This is a genomic window from Pseudomonas sp. H1_D05 (genome assembly GCF_054682705.1).
This window is the reverse complement of the sequence record NZ_CP162825.1, coordinates 5,683,658-5,700,519: the sequence shown is the minus strand read 5'-3', so window position 1 is coordinate 5,700,519 and position 16,862 is coordinate 5,683,658. Positions and strand designations below refer to the sequence as shown.

Sequence of the window (16,862 nt, the reverse complement as noted above, 5' to 3'; positions counted from 1 at the left end):
ACCTTTGCACTGCGAGCCTGCCATGCCCCAAGAACTCCTGAGCACTCCCGCCCGCTGGGCGCTGACCAGTCTGGCCTTATCGATGTTGATGCCTTCGCTGGACACCAGCATCGCCAACGCCGGGCTGCCGATTCTGGCGGCGGCGTTTGCGGCGACGTTTCAACAGGTGCAATGGATCGTGCTCGCTTACCTGTTGGCGATCACCACGTTGATCGTCAGCGTCGGGCGTCTGGGCGATGGTTTTGGTCGACGTCGACTGCTGTTGATCGGGATCGGCATTTTCACCAGCGCTTCGTTGGCCTGTGCGCTGGCTCCCGGACTGGGTTGGCTGATCGGCGCACGGGCGGTGCAAGGCGTTGGCGCGGCGATCATGTTCGCTTTGACAATGGCGTTGGTGGCCGATGCGGTGCCGAAGACACGGGCTGGCAGTGCGATGGGCTTGCTGGCGACGATGTCGGCGACGGGCACCAGTCTTGGGCCGTCGCTGGGTGGGTTGTTGATGACGCATGTCGGCTGGCAGGCGATTTTCCTGCTCAACGTGCCGCTGGGCTTGCTCAATGTCTGGCTGGTGTATCGCTTTCTGCCGGCGGATCGCGCAGTTGGGCCGCGAATGACGTTCGATTATTCTGGCAGCGCGGTGCTGGTCTTCACGCTGGCGGCCTATGCGCTGGCAATGACGCTCGACGGTTTCATGTTGCCGCTGCTGCTGGCCAGTCTGGGCGGCGCTGGCTTGTTCTTCATGATCGAGAAGAAGGCCAAGGCGCCGTTGATTCGCTTGTCACTGTTCGCTGACCGGCGATTGAGCAGCAGCCTGGCGCTGACCTTGCTGGTGACGACCGTGATGATGACCACGCTGGTGGTGGGACCGTTTTACCTGAGTCGCGGATTGGGCCTCAGCAGTGCCGTGGTCGGCTTGGCGTTATCGGTCGGGCCGTTGTTGTCTGCGTTTGGCGGTGTGCCGGCCGGGCGTCTGGTGGACCGCTTCGGCGCGCGGCGCATCGTGCCGGGCGCGTTGCTCGCCATGGCCTGCGGTTGTGGCTTGTTGGCGCTGTTGCCGATGAGTCTGGGGTTGCCCGCCTATTTGCTGCCGATTGCAGTGGTCGCCGTCGGCTATGCGCTGTTTCAGGCGGCGAACAACACCGGGTTGATGGCCGGAGTTCGTCAGGAGCAACGCGGTGTGGTTTCGGCGATGCTCGGACTGGCACGTAATCTGGGGTTGATCACTGGGGCGGCGGTGATGGGCGCAGTGTTTGCGCTGGCGGCGGGCGATCCGACGCAGGCGCCGGCAACATCGATTGCCAGCGGTTTGCACATCACTTTTGGCGTCGCGGTGGCATTGATGCTTATGGCGTTGATCATCAGCCGAGCGCAGTTCAACTGTAGGAGTGAGCCTGCTCGCGAAGGGGCCGGCACAGCCAATATCTTCAGAGACTGACACACCGCTTTCGCGAGCAGGCTCGCTCCCACAGGGAATCGAGTTGATCAGAGATCTTCAACCGAACCGAGATCAAATGTGGGAGCGAGCCTGCTCGCGAAGGGGCCGGCACAGCCAATATCTTCAGAGACTGACACACCGCTATCGCGAGCAGGCTCGCTCCCACAGGGAATCGAGTTGATCAGAGATCTTCGGCCGAACCGAGATCAAATGTGGGAGCGAGCCTGCTCGCGAAGAGGTCGGCACAGCCAATATTTCCAGAGACTGACACTCCGCTTTCGCGAGCAGGCTCGCTCCCACAGGGAATCGAGTTGATTAGAGATCTTCAACCGAACCGAGATCAAATGTGGGAGCGAGCCTGCTCGCGAAGAGGTCGGCACAGCCAATATTTCCAGAGACTGACACACCGCTTTCGCGAGTAGGCTCGCTCCCACAGGGAATCGAGTTGATCAGAGATCTTCAACCGAACCGAGATCAAATGTGGGAGCGAGCTTGCTCGCGAAGGGGCCGGCACAGCCAATATTTCCAGAGACTGACACTCCGCTTTCGCGAGCAAGCTCGCTCCCACAGGGGAGCGAGTTGATCAGACATCTTCGACCGAACGGAGATCAAATGTGGGAGCGAGCTTGCTCGCGAAGGGGCCGGCACAGCCAATATTTCCAGAGACTGACACTCCGCTTTCGCGAGCAAGCTCGCTCCCACAGGGAATCGAGTTGATCAGAGATCTTCAACCGAACCGAGATCAAATGTGGGAGCGAGCCTGCTCGCGAAGGGGTCGGCACAGCCAATATCTTCAGAGACTGACACACCGCTTTCGCGAGCAGGCTCGCTCCCACAGGGAATCGAGTTGATCAGAGATCTTCAACCGAACCGAGATCAAATGTGGGAGCGAGCCTGCTCGCGAAGGGGCCGGCACAGCCAATATCTTCAGAGACTGACACACCGCTATCGCGAGCAAGCTCGCTCCCACAGGGGAGCGAGTTGATCAGAGATCTTCAACCGAACCGAGATCAAATGTGGGAGCGAGCTTGCTCGCGAAGGGGCCGGCGCAGCCAATATCTTCAGAGACTGACACACCGCTTTCGCGAGCAGGCTCGCTCCCACAGGGAATCGAGTTGATCAGAGATCTTCAACCGAACCGAGATCAAATGTGGGAGCGAGCCTGCTCGCGAAGAGGTCGGCACAGCCAATATTTCCAGAGACTGACACTCCGCTTTCGCGAGCAAGCTCGCTCCCACAGGGAATCGAGTTGATCAGAGATCTTCAACCGAACCGAGATCAAATGTGGGAGCGAGCCTGCTCGCGAAGGGGCCGGCACAGCCAATATCTTCAGAGACTGACACTCCGCTTTCGCGAGCAGGCTCGCTCCCACAGGGAATCGAGTTGATCAGAGATCTTCAACCGAACCGAGATCAAATGTGGGAGCGAGCTTGCTCGCGAAGGGGCCGGCACAGCCAATATTTCCAGAGACTGACACTCCGCTTTCGCGAGCAGGCTCGCTCCCACAGGGAATCGAGTTGATCAGAGATCTTCAACCGAACCGAGATCAAATGTGGGAGCGAGCCTGCTCGCGAAGGGGCCGGCACAGCCAATATCTTCAGAGACTGACACACCGCTATCGCGAGCAGGCTCGCTCCTACAGGGGATTTGTGGTGGCCGTCAGCTCGCGTGGGTGTTGAGGATGCTCGCCACCTGCTGCGGCTGGCAGTTCAGGTACGGCGACGACTTCAGCCAGCGCTGATCCGGATACCACGAAAACATGAACTGGCCATTCTTCAGGCGATCAATCACTTGCTTGGCAATCTGCGGCCGCACTGCCGGGCAGCCTTGGCTGCGGCCGATGCGTCCCTGTTTCTTGCTCCACAACGGATTCACATAACTGGCGGCGTGAATGACGATCGCGCGATCGCGGGCCATGTCATTGAAACCCGGCTCCAGACCGTCCATGCGCAGCGAATAACCGTGGGTGCCACTGTAGCTTTCCTGCGTGCGGAACAGGCCAAGGCTCGACTGGTAACTGCCTTCGACATTGGAAAACTGCGTAGCGAAGTTTTCCCCGGAGTTGGAACCATGAGCAACCAGGTCACGCAGCACCAGTTTCTTTTTGTTGAGGTCGAAGATCCACAGACGGCGTTCGGTGGACGGCTGCGAATAGTCGATGATCGCCAGGTGACGCGACGGTTTCGCACCGCTGTTGACCGCGCATTGCATGGCGTTCAGGGCACCTTTCAGCGCCTGGGGATTGAGTTCTGGCGCGGCGTGCGCGAGGCTGGTGTAGAGAACCGGCGATGGTTTGCCGGCGGCAAAAACGGGACTGGACACGGCGACAAGGGTCGCGGTGGTCAACAGAAGTCGGCGCAAAAACGTCAACATTTTATAAAGTGTCCTCACTTGCTACTTATTTGGCACTTTGGCTCCTGACTCCCAGTCAATACCGGCAAGCCCGTTGATCGAGCCTGACTGTTCAGCGCACCTGATGTAAGGTTGGCCATCATCTAGACGGCCATGGATTGGAGTAAAGCAGTTGTTCAAAAAGTACGCATGCTACTTGAGCATTTGTTTGCTCGCTGCGCCGTTTGTCGCTTGTGCCGATGAACCGCTGCCGCCGCTGGAAACACTGCCGACGCCACCGGCAGAAATGCCGGTCGAGCCGCAAAGTCCGTTGCAGGCGGTTTTGATCAGTCTGGCGCAGTCATGCCCGGCGATTGCCGCGCATCTCAATGGCCCGGCGCTGACGCAATTGCAGGCCTTCTACCAGCAGCAGGACTGGATGCCGGTGTGGGCCGGTGACTCGGCACGATTGCCGGCCTTGCAGGCGCAATTGCAGCTGTTGGCCGATGATGGTCTCAATCCAAAACGCTATCCGGTCGCAACCACGGCGCCTCAGGATGGCGAGTTGTGTGCCGACATCGACATCAGCCGCAACTACCTCCAGGCCCTGCAGGATCTGCATTACGGAAGCCTTTTGCAATCGCACTTCGAACCGCTGTGGCATGCCGACGCCACCCCACGCGACCGTCAGGCGGAATTGTTGGCCATCGCGGTACCGGGCATGCACGACATTCCCGCCGCGTTCGATCTGGCCCGGCCGCGCCTGGCGCAATATCAGGACCTTCGTCAGCTCTACGCCGCGCAACGGCTTAAAGCCTTGCCGCAATGGCAGTCGGTGGGCAGCGGGCCGCTGTTGCGCCCGGCCATGGAAGACAAACGCGTGCCGGAACTGGCCCAGCGTCTTTACAACGAAGGTTATCTGACTCAGATCATTGGTACGCCCGGCAATGCTTATGACGGCGTGCTGGTCGACGCGGTGAAGAGTTTTCAGGCCAACCACTCGCTGCAGGCTGACGGTGTAGTCGGGCCGGGAACGATTGCCGAACTCAACATCAGTCCGCTGAGCCGCCGCGAACAACTGCGGGTCAACCTCGAGCGTTTCCGCTGGATGGCCCAGGATCTGGAGCCCAATGGCTTGCTGGTCAACGTCGCCGCTGCCGAGCTGACGCTGTATCAGGGCGGTGTTCCGGTGTGGCAAACGCGTACTCAGGTCGGCCGCGCCGAACGGCAGACGCCGCTGCTCAAATCGCGAGTCACGCGCCTGACCCTGAACCCGACGTGGACCGTGCCGCCGACCATCTGGAAAGAAGACAAGCTGCCGGCAATCCGCAAGGACCAGACCTTCCTCAGCCGGCAGAACCTGCAAGTGCTCGACGCCAACGGGCAGCCGCTGGCGGCGGCGGACATCGATTGGGATAACCCCGGCAACATCATGCTGCGTCAGGACGCCGGACCGCGTAATCCGTTGGGGCAAATGGTCATCCGCTTCCCCAACCCGTTCTCGGTGTACCTGCACGACACACCAAGTAAGGCGCTGTTCGAAAAAGGTCCGCGCGCCTTCAGCTCCGGCTGCGTGCGGGTCGAGCACCCAATGCAACTGCGTGATCTGCTGCTCACCCCGGCGGAAAAGGCCCGCACCGAAACCTTGCTTGCTACCGGCACCACCCACGAATTTCGCTTGTCGGAACCGGTGCCGATCCTGATGACTTACTGGACGGCACAGGTCGACAGCAGTGGCCGCGTGCGTTACTCACCGGACATCTACAGTCGCGATAGCGCGCTGTTGGTGGGGCTTGATCGAGCGCATTGAGCCTCAGCGGGTGCTTCGGTTCCAGAACACCCGCGCCAGCCACGCATCGACACTCAACTTGCCAGCCCCAGCGAACACCAGTGGCAGTAGCGCCGCCAGGTAAATTGCCGGCAGCTTGAAGTTGCCGAAGCCTTTGTTGGTGATCGCATACCCCTGCGCCAGCTCGCTCAGTGACGACCAGTCCGCGGGCCAGTGCACGGCGGCGGTCGCGACGACGGTAACCACGATCAGCGAAACCGCCGAAATTCGCGTGGCGAAGCCAAGCAGAATCGCCAGTGCGCAGATCAGTTCGGCCCACATCGACAGTTCCCAGTTCAGTGTTGCCGGCAGGTGATCGAACGGGAAGGGGAATTTGTCCTGGATGTCCTCGAACCAGTTCTGCCCGTTGAATTTTTCCAACCCGGACTCGAAGAACTCCCAGTGCGATGAACAGGCGCAGCGTCAGAGGGGCGAGCCAGGTGCCGGCGCGGTCGAGGTTCAGGTGCAGGGTTTTGACGGCGGTTGAAAGGGTGGCGGTCATGATGCAGCTCCGGTGAGTTGAGTGAAATCGACCGGGGTATTTCAGCGTTGGGGTGTATCGGGTGTGTGTCGGCGGGGTGGGGGATTGTGCTTTTGGTGTGTCTGCGGCTTCGGGGTATACAGTGCGATACAGTCAAAGGCCCCTCACCCCAGCCCTCTCCCGGAGGGAGAGGGGGCTGACCGAGTTGTCTTGCGTCATCCATCGACCTGAGAAATCCGGTCGATTATGGATTCACCGAAACACGTTCAGGTCGGCGTACATCCTCAATATCCCCCGATCGGCTCCCTCTCCCTTCGGGAGAGGGCTGGGGTGAGGGCAACGGGGCTGGACGCGCACCCAAAGCCCAGTCAGCATGACCCACAAAAAAACGGACCATCCCCCCATGCGACGACTCCCCTCCCTGGCCGCCCTGCGCACCTTCGAATGCGCCGCCCGCCACGCGCATTTCGGCCGTGCAGCCGCCGAACTGTGCGTCACCGACAGCGCCGTCAGCCATCAGATCCGCCAGCTCGAAGAGCAACTCGGCGTCTCACTGTTCATCCGCGAAGGCCGACAAATCCGTCCGACCATCGCCGCCGGCCGGCTGATGCAAAGCCTGCAACAGGCCTTCGAACTGATCGGCGATGCCTGCGATGAGTTGCGCGATCCGTCCTCACTGGCCGTGCTCAGACTGGCCGTCACTGCCGAACTCGCGCAGAAGTGGCTGATGAGTCGTCTCACCGATTTCTACGCGCGCTATCCGCACATCACCCTGCACCTCTACGAACAACCAATCGATGCCACGGCGCCCGGCGAAGACATCGACCTGGCGATCACCTACGGCACCGGCCCGGTGGACAGCAGTGCTTACTTCGTTCGGCCGCTACCAGCCTTGCAGTTCTTCCCGGTGTGCAGCCCCGGCCTGTTCAACCAGGGCACTTTGAAAACCCCGAAGGATCTGGCTCGCCACTGCCTGCTGCACGACGATCAGGACGGCAAGACCTGGACCGCTTGGCTGACCAGCCACGCCGGCGATCTACGCCCGCAGCGTCAGTTGTATTTCGCCCACGCCGGGTTGGCGCTGGAAGCGGCGGCGCAAGGGCAGGGCGTGGCCATGGGCGACAACCTCACGGCGCAGGAAGATCTGCAAAGTGGTCGACTGGTGCGTCCCTTCGCATCGAGCATGACCGCGCTCGGCCAATATGCGTTGGTCTGCGAGCGGCTGCGGCTGGAGCGTCCGGCGGTGGCGCAGATGCTCGAATGGTTCAACGATCAACTGGTCGATTGATGAGTTGAATTCAACTATTCCGTAATAATCATCGTTGGCGGGCGCAGTGCGCGCGCCCTTAGCCTGTGGTCATTCCAATCCCATCGCGAAGACGAGGTTTGACCATGGCACGTTTGCTCGACTCCACCCCGAAACACGACGGTTTTCGTCTGCCCGGCGAATTCGAAGCCAAATCCGGCTGCTGGCTGGGCTGGCCGGAGCGCACCGACGTCTGGCGCAACGGCGCAAAACCGGCGCAGAAAGTCTGGGTGCAAATCGTCACCGCGATCTCCCACAGTGAACCGGTCACTGTCTGTGCCTCCGCCGCGCAATTCGCCACGGCGCGTCGGCAGTTGCCACCGCAGGTGCGCGTGGTCGAGATGACCTGCAATGACACTTGGTTTCGCGACAGCGGCTCGTGCTTTGTGGTCAACGACCAGAGCGGTGAAGTGCGCGGCGTCGACTTCGAGTTCAACGCCTATGGCGGCCTCGACGGCGGCCTCTATTACCCGTGGGACAAGGACGATCAGATCGCCAGCAAAATCCTCGAGATCGAGCGTTTCGACCGCTACCGCGCGCCATTGATTGCCGAACTGGGCGGCATCCAGAGCGATGGCCAGGGCAGCATCCTCACCACCGAACAATGCCTGCTCAACCGCAATCGCAACCAGCATCTGGGCAAGGACGAAGTCACCCGACGCCTGACCGATTACCTCGGTGCCGAGCAAGTGATCTGGCTGCCACGCGGCTGCAAGTTCGACGAAACCGATGGCCATGTCGATGACCTCGCCTGTTTCGTCCGTCCCGGCGAAGTGGTGCTGCAATGGACCGATAACCGCGACGATCCGCAGTGGGAAATCTACCAAGAGGCCTTCGACATCCTTCGCAGCACCCGCGACAGCCGTGGTCGTGAGCTGATCGTGCACAAATTGCCGCAACCGGATGTGCTCGAGTGGACCGCCGAAGAAGCCGAAGGCCTTGATCAGCAGGACAGCACTCACACCCGTCAGGCCGGCACGAAAATCTGCGCGTCGTACATCAACTACTACGCCGGCAACAGCTCGATCGTGGTGCCGCTGTTCGGTGATCGTAACGACAAGGTTGCCATGGCGACGCTGGCCGAACTGTTCCCGCAGCACAAGATCGTCGGCATCGAAAACTCCCGGGAAATCCTCCTTGGCGGCGGCAACGTTGCGTGCATCACCATGCCGCAATACGCCGGCAAAGGAGTGTAATCATGGGCCTGCACAAACTGACTCAAGCGTTATTGCTGGTGCTTGCACCCCTATGTGTGCAGGCCGCTGACTCCGCCAAACCGGTGGTTAATCTGTACATCTGGGGCGAGTATCTGGCGCCGGATACGCTGAAGAATTTCGAGGCGAAGACCGGTATTCATGTGGTCGCCGATCACTTCGATTCGCTGGAAACCGTCGAGACCAAATTGCTGACCGGGCGCAGCGGCTACGACCTCGTGTTGACCGCCGGCCAGCACCTGTCGCGGGCCATCGAAAGCGGCGCGATCCAGCCGTTGGACAAGGCCCGGGTGCCGCACTTTGCCGGGGTTGGCGAGGAGTTTCGCCAGCACATGGCGGTGTTCGATCCGGGCAATCGCTATGCCGGGATTTACGCCTGGGGCACCACCGGTGTGGGCTATCAGGAACAGGCGATCAAGCAGCGTTTGCCCGATGCACCGACGGACAGTTGGGCGATGTTGTTCGATCCGGCAGTAGTTTCGAAATTCGCTGACTGCGGGGTGAGTCTGCTCAACGATCCCAACGAAGTATTTGCCGCCGTCATGAAGTACATGGGGCTGGACATCAACCGGCAGAACCTCGATGACTTGAAACTCGCCGAGCAGCAACTGGCGAAGATCCGGCCGTACATTCGTTACTTCGATAACGACCTGAATATCAGCGATCTGGCCAACGGCAACACCTGCGTGGCGATGTCGTGGAATGGCAATGTGGCGATCGCGGCGGGGCAGGCTGAGGCGGCGAAGAAACCGTTCACGCTGAGTTACCGGATTCCGAAGGAGGGTACGTTGATCTGGTTCGATGCCATGGTCGTGCCCAAGGACGCGCCGCATCCGCAGGCCGGGTTGGCGCTGATGGATTATCTGATGACGCCGGAGGTGATTGCGCCGATCACTGACACCATTCATTACGCCAACGCTATTACGGCGGCGGATGGTTTGGTCGATGCATCGATTCGTAATGATCCGGGGACGTATCCGTCGGCCGACGTCAGGGCCACGCTGTACAGCAAGAATGACAATGGCAAGGCGTTCAATCGTGCGTTGATCCGGGCGTTTAGCAGGTTGAAGTCCGGACTGTGAAAAGCTGACCCTCACCCCAGCCCTCTCCCAGAGGGAGAGGGGGCCGACCGAGGTGTCTTGCGTTAAACATCGACCTGAAAACCCGAGTTGATTATGGATTTAAGTCCTGACGATCATGGATTCACAGGCGCTATTTCAAGTCGGCGTAAATCCCCAATCTCCCCCAATCAGTCCCCTCTCCCTCTGGGAGAGGGCTAGGGTGAGGGCAGCGGTTTCGGCACCCGCCACAAATACCAAGCCGCCACCGTCCGATACGGGCTCCACGCCAAACCAATCTCAACCATCTGCCTGCGCGTAGGCTGCACCTCCAACCCCTTCAAGCGCCGATAACCCTCACGCACACCAAAGTCATCCGCCGGCAAAATATCCATGCGTTCCAGGCTGTAAATCAGCAACATCTCCACCGTCCAGCGACCGACCCCGCGCAAACTGACCAAACGTTCGATCAGTGCCTCGTCATCCATCGCCAACGCCGTGGCGTAATCCGGCACCACGCCATCCAGCGTCGCCTGAGCAATCCCCTGAATCGTCGCAATCTTGCTCGCCGAAAACCCGCAACCGCGCATGCGATCAAACTCCGTCGCCAGAATCTGCTCGGGACGAGGAAACGTCTGACCGGGAAACAATCCCAACAGGCGCCCGACAATCGCATCCCCGGCCTTGGCATGCAGCTGCTGATAAGCAATCGCCCGCACCAATGACTCGTACGGATCACGCGCCGGATGCGGCTGATGCAGGCACGGGCCGACCGCTGCAACATGGCGCTGCCAGTCCGGATCAAGCGCGGCCAGAAACACGCTGGCCGCTTGATAGTCGTCAGCCATTTATTTCAGCAAGCCGTTGACTTCGCCGTAGGTGAACGCCTTGAGGTCATGGCTGTCGAGTTTGCCGCTGGCCAGAAAGCTTTTCACCAGCCCGCCCATCGCGCCATAGAGGAATTCGGCAATGCCGGAGCCGGCGCTCAAGCGGCGTACGCCCAGTGCTTGCAGTTCTTCGGGCGAAGGCAGGCAAGCGAAACCAAGGACATTGACCGGTAGCGTCGTGCCTTTGCAAATGGCCTCGATTTCATAGGCCGACGTCACGCCCGCCGCGAACAACCCATCCGCTCCGGCCGCTTGATAGAGCGCCGCGCGGTGCAGAGTTTCGGCGACGCGATCTTCGGCCGGCACAAGGCTTTTCAGATAAACGTCAGTGCGCGCATTGATGAACAGCTGCACCTCGCGCTTGTTGGCCACCTGACGTGCCACTTCGATCTTGCGCACCAGCACCTCCGGATCCGCAGAACCATCCTCGATATTGATGCCAACAGCACCCGCCGCAATCACCGCATCCAACACTTCCGCCACGCGTCCGAGGTCATCGGAGTAACCGGCTTCAACGTCCACAGTCAACGGCACGCTGATCACCCGGGCGATCGATTCCACGGTCGATACCAGCCGTTCGAGCGGCAGAGCGTTGCCGTCCGGATAACCGTGGGCCCAGGCCACCGCCGCACTGCTGGTGGCCACGGCTTTACCGCCCAGGTGCTCGACCAGTCGCGCACCGGTGGCGTCGCCGACATTGGTCAGCATTAACAGGCCTTGCTGGTGCAACTGGTGAAACTGCGTAGCGAGCGCGTTCATCAAAAATCCTTCTTGTCAGTTGATTCGATTCGTCAGAATGCCAGTTGTTGGGTGAGCTGCACGGCGGCGTTTTCCAGTCGCAGCAGAAACGCTTTGCGCGGCTGCCCACCACCATAGCCGGTCAGCGAGCCATCCGCGCCGATCACGCGATGACAAGGCACCACAATCGACAGCCGATTGTGCCCGTTGGCCAGGCCGACCGCGCGACTGGCGCCGGGTTTGCCCAAACCGGCGGCGATGGCGCCGTAGGTGCTGGTGTGGCCGTAAGGGATTTGCAGCAGCGCCGACCAGACCTGCCGGGCGAACTCGCTGCCGGGCAGGTGCAATGGCACGGTAAAGGTATTCAGCTGGCCGGCGAAATACTGCGCCAGTTGCGCCTCGATCTGCTGCAAATGCGCGTTGTGCCCCGGCGCCACCGCGTAACCGTAGCGGTTCTGCAATTCCTCGACTTCGCGGGTCAGTGCCGGGCGATCAAGAAATTCCAGCAACACCAGGCCGCGGCGTTCGGCCATGGCGATCATCGGCCCCAGCGGCGTGGTCAACCGGGTGAACAGCAGCGGCTCGCTGTGTCCGGCGCGGCCCGGGGTGATGTGGAAGGACTTCTGGAAGGCATCGCGAAAACCGCTGAGCGATTCGTAGCCTGAATCAAACGCAGCATGATCAATCGAGATGCCTTGCTTGATCCCGCCCAGCGCCACGCCCAAGCGGCGCGTACGCAGCCACGCATGGAAGGTCATGCCGAAATGCTGCTTGAACCAGCGCCGCAGCTTCAGCGGCTCGATGCCTTCAGCGAGCAATTGTGCGTCGCTCCAGCGCACCTCCGGATCGGCGTCCACGGCGTTGAGCAGCCGTTGCACCCAGTCCGGGGCGATGGCTGCGGCATCCAGTGGTTTGCAGCGCAGGCAGGCGCGATAGCCCGCCGACAGGCAGTCGTCCGCGTGGGCGAAGAACTCGACGTTCTCCGGTTTCGGTTTGCGCGCCGTGCAACTGGGGCGGCAGAAGATCCCGGTGGTTTTCACGGCCGTGAAGAACACGCCCTCGTAGGCAGTGTCGCGTTCGAGCATGGCGCGAACCATTTCGGCGTGGGGCGGCAGGACAGCGGTTTGTATGTTCATGGTTCGAGAGTAAAACCAGATACTCGATGGCTCCACCGAAAAATCGACAGTGAATTTTCAAATCCCCTGAACTACCGTGTAGGAGCTGCCGCAGGCTGCGATCTTGATCGTTCCCACGCTCTGCGTGGGAATGCAGCCCGGGACGCTCCGCGTCCCAAAATCCCAGATCGCCGCTATCGGCAGCTCCTACCGTTTGTTGAGGTGTGCCCGATGCATCCGTTTTCCATCCAACACATTGATCACATCGTCTTGCGCGTCGCCGACCTGCAACGCAGCATCGACTTCTACGGCCAGGTGTTCGGCGCCGAAGTGGTCAAGCGCAACGAACCGTTGGGCCTGATACACCTGCGCGCCGGCACCTCGATGATCGACCTCGTCGACCTGCAAGGCGAACTCGGCCGCAAGGGCGGCGGGGCGGCCGGCAGCGAGCGGCGTAACGTCGATCACTTCTGCCTGCGCATCGAGCCGTTCGACGAAGAAGTACTGCGCGCGCACTTGCAATCCTTCGGCTTGAGCGTGGCCAAAGCCGAGTCACGCTTCGGCGCCGAGGGCAAAGGGCTGTCGCTGTACTGCTTCGACCCGGACGGCAATCAGGTCGAGCTCAAAGGCCCGTCCGAGGCTTAAGCGCGTTTGGCCAGCAACAGCACCGAAGCCGCTGCCGACAGCAGGCCTGCGCAGCAACGATTGAAGATCCGTTTGCCGCGCGGCTCGGCGAACCAGCGGCGCATGTGCAGGCCCATCCACGCGTAGGCGCTGATGGCGATCCACTCCAATAAAAGGAACAGCACGCCGAGTACGGCGAATTGCGCCGCCACCGGGCGCGCCGGGTCGACGAATTGCGGCAGAAACGCGGTGAACAGCAAAATCGCCTTCGGATTGCCCGCCGCAACCAGAAACTCCTGTCGTGCTAAAGCAAAGAAGCCAACGGTCCCGCCTGTTACTTGCTGCTCGGCCTCGGGATTGGCCCGCCACAACTGCCAGGCCAGGTACAACAGATACGCCGCGCCGACGATCTTGATCGCATGGAACAACCATTCCGAAGTCTGCAACACCACTGAGAGACCGGCACCGGCCAGTGCGATCATCCCGGCGAACGCCAGAATCCGCCCGATACCCGCCGTGCAGGCACGGCGAAAGCCATAACGCGTGGCGTTGCTGACCGACAGCAGATTGTTTGGCCCGGGGGCCATGTTCAGGGCGAAGCAGGCCGGAAGAAACAGGATGAGCGTGGCGAGATCCATGACGGCACTCCAGAAACGAGAGCGATATTTTTAGCACAGCCTCCGGGCGCTCAGACCCATACAGTCACGCGGCGCTGTCGCGGTACAGCGCCCGGCGCCGTTGGGCAACGCGGTCGAACTTTTTGCAGATGCCTTCACTCTGAAAGACTCAGAGGGTGATAGTTTCGGCAGAAATATCTATCCGGCCGGTCAGAAACCGCGATAGCCGTGTAAAATTTCGCCGACGTTGCATTCACCCCGTTTGGCCCCCGGCGGCCCCACCAAGAGCGATCTACATGCAAGCAAAGGCCCGTGAAGTTTATGTGCCACCGGTGCTGCAAGATCTGCGAGCCGGCACTGCCGAACTGCACATCGCACTGGAAAAACGCCTTCCTTTTTTCTCCGATACCCTCGATACCCAGGCTTTTGTGCGGTTGATGCAGGCTTATTACGGCTTCTATCTGCCGCTGGAAAACGCCTTGCTCCGCAGTGATGCAATTCCAGCCGATTTTGATCTGACGCCTCGACTCAAAGCGCCAACCTTGCGCACTGATCTGCACGCGCTGGGCGTATCTGCCGAAGCGCTGCAAAACCTGCCGCAGTGCGAGCAGTTGCCGGGCATCGACTCAAGCGCTGCCTGCCTTGGCGTGCTCTACGTCCTCGAGGGGGCGACGCTCGGCGGGCAGATTCTGCGCCGGGAAATCTCGACGCGGTTAGGCCTGGAAGCCGATAACGGCGCGGCCTTTCTCGATATCTACGGCGCCGCCACGGGCCGGCGCTGGCGTGACTTTATCGAATACCTCGGCAGTCGGCCAATGAGCGCCGCCGAGCGCGGCGCTGTCGTCACCGCCGCACAAACCACATTCAGCTGTTTCGAGCGCTGGCTCGAAAGCCGGGAGGTACTGGCATGAACCCGCAAGACAAAGAAGCCTTTGAAGAACTGCTGGCCAACTGTGCCGACGAGCCGATTCGTTTCCCCGGTGCGATCCAGCCCCACGGCTTGCTGTTGACCCTGAGCGAGCCTGCATTGGCGATCATTCAGGTCAGCGCCAACGTCGAAAGCCTGCTGGCCCGGGTGCCGCAAAGCCTGATCGGCCAGCCACTGGAAAGCCTGATCGGCGACGCCGAAGCGGCGCAAGTGCGCGAAGCTTTACTGCAACCGTCGCTGTCCGATGTGCAGCCGCTGCGCTTCAGGCTCAACGGCACGGCATTCGAGGGTTTGCTGCACCGCCATCAAGGTGTGCTGATTCTGGAGCTGGAAATCCACGTGGAAAATTTCCAGCCGCGCAATATCGCCGGCAATCAAACGCATCTGGGGCGCATGCTCCAGCGTCTGCAAGGGGCCACCACGTTGCAGGCGCTGTATGACATCAGCGTCAAGGAAATTCAGGCCATGACCGGTTACGACCGGGTGTTGATCTATCGTTTTGAGGAGGAGGGCCACGGTCAGGTGATCGCCGAAGCCTCCGACCCGTCGATGGAAGTGTTCAATGGCCTGTTTTTCCCGGCGTCGGACATTCCCGAACAGGCGCGCGAGCTGTATCGCACCAACTGGCTGCGGATCATCCCCAATGCCGACTACCAACCGGTGCCGCTGGTGCCGAAGTTGCGCCCGGACACGAACACGCCGCTGGACCTGAGTTTTGCCACCCTGCGCAGTGTGTCGCCGATCCACTGCCAGTACATGAAAAACATGGGCGTGTTGTCGTCGATGAGCATTTCCCTGCTCAAGGGTGACAAGCTTTGGGGCCTTATCAGCTGCGGCAATCGTCAGCCACTGCACGTGCCGCACGAATTGCGTGCGGCGTGTCAGACCATCGGCCAGGTACTGTCGCTGCAGATCAGCGCCATGGAAGCGCTGGAGATTAGCCGTCAGCGCGAAGAAAAAGTCGAAGCGTTGGCGCTGCTCAATCAAGCGATGATCGACTCGCCGCAGAATGTCTTCGACGGCTTGGCCAATCAGCCGCAGACGTTGATGGCGCTGACCAATGCCGGCGGCATCGCGATCATCGAAGACAAACAACTGCACCGTTACGGCAACTGCCCGGAACCGGAAGACATTCGCGCCTTGCACAAGTGGCTGCAGGACAGCGGCGAGCCAGTGTTTGCCAGTCATCACCTGTCCAGCGTCTACCCGCCGGCCGCGCAGTATCAGCAGGTGGCCAGCGGCGTGCTCGCCATGAGCCTGCCGAAACCGGTGGACAACGGCGTGTTCTGGTTCCGCCCCGAGGTCAAGGAAAACATCAATTGGAGCGGCGACCCGCGCAAGCCGCTGGACCTCGGAAAACTCCGACGCCGGCCTGCGTTTGCGCCCGCGCACTTCGTTCGAAATCTGGAAGGTCGAGATGGCCGGAATCTCCACCAAGTGGAGCCACGGTGATCTGTTTGCCGCCAACGATCTGCGCCGTTCGGCGCTGGAAAACGATCTGGCCCGGCAAGTGCGCCGCGAGCAGGAGGCGGTGCGCGCCCGCGATGAGCTGGTGGCGGTGGTGTCGCACGATCTGCGTAACCCGATGACCGTGATCTCGATGCTCTGCGGCATGATGCAGAAGGCTTTCAGCTCCGACGGCCCGCACACTTCGCGCAGGATCTCCACGGCGATCGACACCATGCAGCAGGCCGCCGGGCGCATGAACACGCTGTTGGAGGACTTGCTCGATACCTCGAAAATCGATGCCGGGCGCTACTCCATCACCCCGCAGAAACTCGATGTCGGGCAGATGTTCGAGGAGGCGCAGGCGTTGCTCGCGCCGCTGGCGCTGGACAAGGACATCAGCATTTCTTTCGCCGCTGACCCCGATCTGCGCATCCACGCTGACCCCGAGCGGCTGTTTCAGGTGCTGTCCAATCTGGTCGGCAACGCGATCAAGTTCACCCCGCGCCTGGGCACGGTGGGCGTGCATGCCACGTCGGTCGGCGATGATATCGTTTTCACCGTGCGCGACAGCGGCGAGGGCATTCCCAAGGAACATCTGCCGCACGTCTTTGACCGTTACTGGACGGTGAAAGAGGGCAATCCGACCGGCACCGGTCTGGGCTTGTACATCACCCAAGGCATCGTCGAAGCTCATGGCGGGCGGATCTTCGCCGAGAGCGAACCGGGGCAGGGCAGCGAGTTCCGCTTCACCGTGCCGCGTTTGGACTGAACACAGCTTTTATGTGGGAGCGAGCGTGCTCGCGAATGGGGTCGTCCTGGCAATGCCGTGATGAATGACCCACCGCTTTCGT

At 61.0% G+C, this 16,862-nt stretch carries 12 protein-coding genes and 2 pseudogenes; 8 read left to right on the top strand and 6 right to left on the bottom strand.

Annotation, left to right across the window (positions count from 1 at the left end):
- The first annotated feature begins 22 nt into the window (after window positions 1-22).
- Window positions 23-1,435, top strand: coding sequence for an MFS transporter (locus AB4O11_RS25495; RefSeq protein ID WP_460129143.1), 1,413 nt, complete (start codon window positions 23-25; stop codon window positions 1,433-1,435).
- A 1,659-nt stretch (window positions 1,436-3,094) separates the two neighbouring features.
- On the opposite strand, the gene AB4O11_RS25490 is transcribed toward AB4O11_RS25495, so the two are convergent.
- Window positions 3,095-3,808: a murein L,D-transpeptidase catalytic domain family protein gene (locus AB4O11_RS25490; protein ID WP_093442598.1), complete on the bottom strand. Its 714-nt coding sequence runs from the start codon at window positions 3,806-3,808 to the stop codon at window positions 3,095-3,097.
- 151 nt (window positions 3,809-3,959) lie between these two features.
- Here AB4O11_RS25490 and AB4O11_RS25485 point away from each other — a divergent pair, with 151 nt between their 5' ends.
- A complete protein-coding gene (locus AB4O11_RS25485) occupies window positions 3,960-5,576 on the top strand; it encodes a L,D-transpeptidase family protein (RefSeq protein WP_460129141.1) in 1,617 nt (538 codons plus the stop codon).
- A gap of 3 nt (window positions 5,577-5,579) precedes the next feature.
- Here AB4O11_RS25485 and AB4O11_RS25480 read toward each other — a convergent pair.
- Window positions 5,580-6,096, bottom strand: a pseudogene (locus AB4O11_RS25480) (HvfX family Cu-binding RiPP maturation protein).
- Between the two features lie 382 nt (window positions 6,097-6,478).
- On the opposite strand from AB4O11_RS25480, the gene AB4O11_RS25475 reads away from it, so the two are divergent.
- From AB4O11_RS25475 to AB4O11_RS25465, 3 genes are all read left to right on the top strand, one after another.
- On the top strand, window positions 6,479-7,363 hold the full coding sequence (locus AB4O11_RS25475; protein ID WP_460091262.1) for a LysR substrate-binding domain-containing protein: 885 nt from the start codon (window positions 6,479-6,481) through the stop codon (window positions 7,361-7,363).
- A gap of 104 nt (window positions 7,364-7,467) precedes the next feature.
- Entirely contained in the window at window positions 7,468-8,577 is a 1,110-nt protein-coding gene (gene aguA / locus AB4O11_RS25470) for an agmatine deiminase (protein ID WP_460129137.1), read from the top strand.
- Between the two features lie 2 nt (window positions 8,578-8,579).
- Complete coding sequence (locus AB4O11_RS25465; RefSeq protein ID WP_186625438.1) at window positions 8,580-9,677, top strand: extracellular solute-binding protein; 1,098 nt, start codon at window positions 8,580-8,582, stop codon at window positions 9,675-9,677.
- A gap of 194 nt (window positions 9,678-9,871) precedes the next feature.
- On the opposite strand, the gene AB4O11_RS25460 is transcribed toward AB4O11_RS25465, so the two are convergent.
- From AB4O11_RS25460 to AB4O11_RS25450, 3 genes are read right to left on the bottom strand one after another with little or no spacing between them, the layout of a single operon-like run.
- Window positions 9,872-10,501 carry a DNA-3-methyladenine glycosylase family protein gene (locus AB4O11_RS25460; protein ID WP_093442579.1) on the bottom strand — a complete coding sequence of 210 codons (630 nt, stop codon included), beginning with the start codon at window positions 10,499-10,501 and terminating at the stop codon, window positions 9,872-9,874.
- Window positions 10,502-11,299: an isocitrate lyase/PEP mutase family protein gene (locus tag AB4O11_RS25455; protein WP_460091257.1), complete on the bottom strand. Its 798-nt coding sequence runs from the start codon at window positions 11,297-11,299 to the stop codon at window positions 10,502-10,504.
- Between the two features lie 32 nt (window positions 11,300-11,331).
- A complete protein-coding gene (locus AB4O11_RS25450; RefSeq protein ID WP_460091255.1) occupies window positions 11,332-12,414 on the bottom strand; it encodes a bifunctional transcriptional activator/DNA repair enzyme AdaA in 1,083 nt (360 codons plus the stop codon).
- Window positions 12,415-12,624: 210 nt separating this feature from the next.
- Here AB4O11_RS25450 and AB4O11_RS25445 point away from each other — a divergent pair, with 210 nt between their 5' ends.
- Window positions 12,625-13,038 carry a VOC family protein gene (locus AB4O11_RS25445; RefSeq protein ID WP_099756528.1) on the top strand — a complete coding sequence of 138 codons (414 nt, stop codon included), beginning with the start codon at window positions 12,625-12,627 and terminating at the stop codon, window positions 13,036-13,038.
- Here the strand turns inward: AB4O11_RS25445 and AB4O11_RS25440 are convergent.
- The gene (locus tag AB4O11_RS25440) at window positions 13,035-13,655 is read right to left on the bottom strand and encodes a LysE family translocator (RefSeq protein WP_099756527.1); all 621 of its coding nucleotides are present in this window, start codon (window positions 13,653-13,655) and stop codon (window positions 13,035-13,037) included. The genes AB4O11_RS25445 and AB4O11_RS25440 overlap by 4 nt on opposite strands.
- A 275-nt stretch (window positions 13,656-13,930) precedes the next feature.
- On the opposite strand from AB4O11_RS25440, the gene AB4O11_RS25435 reads away from it, so the two are divergent.
- Window positions 13,931-14,545: a biliverdin-producing heme oxygenase gene (locus AB4O11_RS25435; RefSeq protein WP_320336591.1), complete on the top strand. Its 615-nt coding sequence runs from the start codon at window positions 13,931-13,933 to the stop codon at window positions 14,543-14,545.
- Window positions 14,542-16,780 (top strand): annotated as a pseudogene (locus AB4O11_RS25430) (ATP-binding protein). Before AB4O11_RS25435 ends, AB4O11_RS25430 begins: the two are co-directional and overlap by 4 nt.
- Window positions 16,781-16,862: the final 82 nt, after the last annotated feature.

Excerpts from the sequence above, each read along its gene's own strand:
- AB4O11_RS25495 (WP_460129143.1), top strand. The coding sequence starts at position 23 with ATGCCCCAAGAACTCCTGAGCACTCCCGCCCGCTGGGCGCTGACCAGT.
- AB4O11_RS25445 (WP_099756528.1), top strand. The coding sequence starts at position 12,625 with ATGCATCCGTTTTCCATCCAACACATTGATCACATCGTCTTGCGCGTC.
- AB4O11_RS25465 (WP_186625438.1), top strand. The coding sequence starts at position 8,580 with ATGGGCCTGCACAAACTGACTCAAGCGTTATTGCTGGTGCTTGCACCC.
- AB4O11_RS25460 (WP_093442579.1), bottom strand. The coding sequence starts at position 10,501 with ATGGCTGACGACTATCAAGCGGCCAGCGTGTTTCTGGCCGCGCTTGAT.
- AB4O11_RS25435 (WP_320336591.1), top strand. The coding sequence starts at position 13,931 with ATGCAAGCAAAGGCCCGTGAAGTTTATGTGCCACCGGTGCTGCAAGAT.
- AB4O11_RS25440 (WP_099756527.1), bottom strand. The coding sequence starts at position 13,655 with ATGGATCTCGCCACGCTCATCCTGTTTCTTCCGGCCTGCTTCGCCCTG.
- aguA (WP_460129137.1), top strand. The coding sequence starts at position 7,468 with ATGGCACGTTTGCTCGACTCCACCCCGAAACACGACGGTTTTCGTCTG.
- AB4O11_RS25455 (WP_460091257.1), bottom strand. The coding sequence starts at position 11,299 with ATGAACGCGCTCGCTACGCAGTTTCACCAGTTGCACCAGCAAGGCCTG.
- AB4O11_RS25490 (WP_093442598.1), bottom strand. The coding sequence starts at position 3,808 with ATGTTGACGTTTTTGCGCCGACTTCTGTTGACCACCGCGACCCTTGTC.
- AB4O11_RS25450 (WP_460091255.1), bottom strand. The coding sequence starts at position 12,414 with ATGAACATACAAACCGCTGTCCTGCCGCCCCACGCCGAAATGGTTCGC.
- AB4O11_RS25475 (WP_460091262.1), top strand. The coding sequence starts at position 6,479 with ATGCGACGACTCCCCTCCCTGGCCGCCCTGCGCACCTTCGAATGCGCC.